Source organism: Synechococcus sp. R55.8 (assembly GCF_047461895.1).
Lineage (GTDB): Bacteria > Cyanobacteriota > Cyanobacteriia > Thermostichales > Thermostichaceae > Thermostichus.
Map to the genome: position 1 here is coordinate 24,408 of NZ_JANSIB010000024.1, position 3,359 is coordinate 27,766.

Consider the following 3,359-nt stretch of genomic DNA (forward strand, 5'->3'; position numbering starts at 1 on the left):
TTTGTGACCAGGCCAGTGCCCTCCCAGTTGTCGCGGGGTTGAGTCCTGAGCCGAGGTGATCTAGGCTTCAAAAGTGGAGGGATCCCTCCAATTCATTGCTTGACTGGTGTGTGGCGGCATGGCAGGACACAGCAAGTGGGCCAACATTAAACGGCAAAAGGCCCGTGTAGATGCCAAAAAGGGCAGCCTCTTTACCAAACTCTCGCGGGCCATCATCGTGGCAGCTCGCAACGGCTTGCCAGATCCGGATGGGAATTTTCAGTTGCGGGCGGCAGTGGAGAAAGCCAAAGCAGCGGGGATGCCCAGCGAAAACATTGAACGAGCCATTGCCAAGGGAGCCGGCAACTGGAGCGACGACAGCCCCCTGGAAGAAGTTCGCTACGAGGGCTACGGCCCCGGTGGGGTGGCTGTGTTGATCGAGGCCATGACCGACAACCGCAACCGCACGGCTGCCGAGGTGCGAGAAGCCTTCAGCAAAACCGGCGGCAGCTTGGGAGAAGCCGGCTGCGTGAGCTGGCTGTTCCGGCAAAAAGGGGTGATCAGCCTGGAGGAGGTGTTGGATCCCGAAGCCCTGTTGCTGGCGGTGGCGGAAGCGGGAGGAGACGACTTCAAGGTGGAAGGCACAGGAGCAGAGGTGTACTGCGACTACTCTTTGCTGGAGCAGGTGGCCACCTACCTGAAAAAAGAGGGCTACCCAGTGCAAGATGCGGCCATCCGCTGGATCCCATCCACTGAGGTGCATGTGGAGGATCCCGATACGGCCAAGTCAGTGCTTGCCCTGATGGAGCGTCTCGACAACCTAGACGATGTGCAGAATGTCTACGCCAATTTCGAGATCGACGAGGCGGTGATGGAAAGCCTGGCCTGAGAACAGGCTGCCATCATCTTCCGAGAAAGGGAAACCTTCAACAGAAGCATCCGTCAGCGGAGCTTAACGGCGGTGCCGGCGGCGGTAACGAGGATCATTGTCGTGCTCATGTTGGTATGAATGCTAACGCCTAGGATGCCATTTGCTCCCAAACGTTTGGCTCGCTGCTCCAACTCTTCCAAAACCTTTTTCTGGGCATTCTCGAGAACTTCTTCATAGGTTCTTGTGCGTCCCCCGATGATGTTGCGGAGGGTAGCAAGGAAGTCCCGTAGAACATTGGTGCCATAAACTACCTCGGCGGTAACAATGCCCAAGTAACGCTCAACCTCTCTACCTTGGAGCACGTCTGTAGTGGTCAGCAACATCAGCTTGCTTCCTGGGTCAACACCCACCAAGATAGTCGGGATCCTCAACCTTTGGAATCGGGTTCTTGCCCTGTGTTTTCAGCAGAGTGGCGATATGTCGAAGGGCGACCAATCCCTACAGATAACCGTTCCACAACGCATAGTCATTTATCTCACCGTTGAGGTGAAACAAACGACCGGTTGCTTCCTGCTAAGGCCTCCGGCCCGCTAGCGCGATCAGTTGAAATAGATGGTAATAAAAACCACGACTGCTATCAGCCCTTGCCGCGTGGTAGGGCGCTCAAGGGGATCCCTGGCCAAGACCGGCGGCTGATACAATAGCTGCCCAGGGATCCAAACCAAAGATCTCTAGATCTCTGCTTTTCCAACAGGATTTCCCCACAAGCCCGATGGCAGGCCCGATCCGAGTGGTGGGTAGCTTGAACATGGATTTGGTGGTGCAGGTGCCCCATCATCCCGGCCCTGGGGAAACGGTGCTGGGATCCGACTACGCCACCTACCCTGGCGGTAAGGGAGCCAACCAAGCGGTGGCAGCGGCGCGGGCGGGAGCCCAGGTGGAAATGTGGGGAGCGGTGGGATCCGATGAGTTTGGGCGTCTGCTCCAAGAGAACCTGGAGCACAACGGCGTGGATACCCGCCACCTGAGGCAGTTGGAGGGGCCCAGCGGCCTAGCTTTGATCACAGTGGATCCCGGCGGGCAAAACAGAATCGTGGTCAGCCCTGGAGCCAATGGTCGCTATCTGCCGGAGCATTTGCCTCCCTTTACCCCAGCGGCCCTGCTCCTGCTGCAGCTGGAAATCCCCCTGCCCACTGTGCAGGCTGCAGCAGAACAAGCCTTTGCCCAAGGGATCCCGATTTTGCTCAATCCCGCCCCCATCGTGCCATTGCCGGGATCCCTGTTGCGCCAGGTTCGCTACTTGGTGCTCAACGAAACCGAAGCGGCTGCCCTTGCCCAATCCCCTGTGGAGACGCCGGAACAAGCCCAAAAGGTGGCTCAAGAACTGCAGAAACACGGGATCCCAGCCGTTATCCTTACCTTGGGAGGGGCAGGGCTGGTCTGGGCAGATGGGGAAGAAAGTGGCCATTGGCCAGCTCATCCTGTGGAAGTGGTGGATACCACCGCTGCCGGAGATGGGTTTTGTGGGGCCTTAGCTGCTTGTTTGGCTGCCGGGGGATCCCTGAGGGAAGCCCTGCGTTTTGCCAATGCCGCCGCTGCTTTGGCCGTAACCCGTGCGGGAGCCCAACCTAGCTTGCCCCAGCGCTCTGAGATTGAGGCATTTTTGGCCTCTGCCGTAGAAACAGCATAGACTGCTGCTTATCAAAAGTTTTCGACGTCTGCGGTGGAGAAGTTCATTGGCCGTTTGCGTGAGCGCTATGGGGAAACCGCAACCTCCACAGGACAGAGCGGGGCCAAATCCTTTTTCCGAGCTGCTACTCATAGCCGGCGGAGGGGATCCCTTGCTCCATTGAGTACTGCTCAATAGTGCCTTGCCTTCCCTTGTGGGTGTTTTTAGAGTTAGGAAGTGAAAAGAAAGTATTCGGTAATTCTGATAAAGGCCTGTGAGTACCCTCCTTGCTGAAGATGACGCTCTCTACCGTCAGCATGTTCATAGCCTGCTAACGCAACATTTGCCTGAGTTCGGCCCGGTATACATGGCCTCGAATGGCCGAGAGGCGTTGGAACTTTACCGTCAGCACCACCCCAACTTTGTGTTGATGGACATTCGCATGCCTGAGATGACCGGGATCGAGGTAGCGCGGCAGGTTTGGTCAGAGTGCCCCAGCACGCGCATCATTTTTTGGTCGCATTTTGCCGATGAAGTCTATGTGCGGGAACTGCACAAGATCGTGCCTCCGCAAACTGTCTATGGCTACCTTTTGAAAAATTGCACCGATGAAAAATTGGTCAGCGCTATCCAAGCGGTGGTGCAGGATGAGCAATGCGTGATCGACCGAGAGGTGCGCGGGGTCGATTCCCGTTCACAAAACAAAATCACCGGTCTCAGCGATGCCGAGTACGAAGTGCTGATCGACATTGCCCTTGGCCTCACCGACCAGGCCATTGCTGCACGGCGCTTTTTGTCCCGCCGAGGGGTAACCAACCGTCTGCGCAACCTCTACGACAA

Annotated in this window: 4 protein-coding genes; 3 read left to right on the forward strand and 1 reads right to left on the reverse strand. The window is 57.0% G+C overall.

All coding sequences use genetic code 11. The features are described from left to right. Nucleotides 1-118: 118 nt before the first annotated feature. The gene (locus NW829_RS04065) at nt 119-868 is read left to right on the forward strand and encodes a YebC/PmpR family DNA-binding transcriptional regulator (protein ID WP_011432973.1); all 750 of its coding nucleotides are present in this window, start codon (nt 119-121) and stop codon (nt 866-868) included. Between the two features lie 53 nt (nt 869-921). Here NW829_RS04065 and NW829_RS04070 read toward each other — a convergent pair whose 3' ends face one another. Next, on the reverse strand, nt 922-1,233 hold the full coding sequence (locus NW829_RS04070) for a YbjQ family protein (protein ID WP_414330438.1): 312 nt from the start codon (nt 1,231-1,233) through the stop codon (nt 922-924). Nucleotides 1,234-1,622: 389 nt separating this feature from the next. Here NW829_RS04070 and rbsK point away from each other — a divergent pair, with 389 nt between their 5' ends. Both rbsK and NW829_RS04080 read left to right on the forward strand, forming a co-directional pair. Continuing rightward, nucleotides 1,623-2,540, forward strand: coding sequence for a ribokinase (rbsK, locus tag NW829_RS04075; RefSeq protein WP_414400639.1), 918 nt, complete (start codon nt 1,623-1,625; stop codon nt 2,538-2,540). Between the two features lie 253 nt (nt 2,541-2,793). Further along, nucleotides 2,794-3,359, forward strand: a 566-nt coding sequence (locus NW829_RS04080; protein WP_414416494.1) for a response regulator, incomplete at its 3' end; no start/stop codon positions are given.

Coding starts and splice junctions, on each gene's coding strand:
- NW829_RS04065 (WP_011432973.1), top strand. CDS start 119: ATGGCAGGACACAGCAAGTGGGCCAACATTAAACGGCAAAAGGCCCGT.
- NW829_RS04070 (WP_414330438.1), bottom strand. CDS start 1,233: ATGTTGCTGACCACTACAGACGTGCTCCAAGGTAGAGAGGTTGAGCGT.
- rbsK (WP_414400639.1), top strand. CDS start 1,623: ATGGCAGGCCCGATCCGAGTGGTGGGTAGCTTGAACATGGATTTGGTG.